Annotated in this window: 1 rRNA gene; it reads left to right on the top strand. The window is 53.1% G+C overall.

Annotated elements, in window-relative coordinates:
• Positions 1-292 (top strand): 16S ribosomal RNA (locus GNE10_RS35145); the annotation flags it as partial.

Genomic DNA, 292 nt, shown 5'->3' on the forward strand with positions numbered 1-292 from the left:
GGCTAACTACGTGCCAGCAGCCGCGGTGATACGTAGGTGGCAAGCGTTATCCGGAATTATTGGGCGTAAAGCGCGCGTAGGCGGTTTTTTAAGTCTGATGTGAAAGCCCACGGCTCAACCGTGAAGGGTCATTGGAAACTGGAAAACTTGAGTGCAGAAGAGGAAAGTGGAATTCCATGTGTAGCGGTGAAATGCGCAGAGATATGGAGGAACACCAGTGGCGAAGGCGGGTCTCTGGGCAGTAACTGACGCTGAGGAGCGAAAGCATGGGGAGCGAACAGGATTAGATACC

It is taken from the genome of Nostoc sp. 2RC, assembly GCF_014222165.1.
In the GTDB taxonomy this organism is placed as follows: domain Bacteria; phylum Cyanobacteriota; class Cyanobacteriia; order Cyanobacteriales; family Nostocaceae; genus Nostoc; species Nostoc linckia.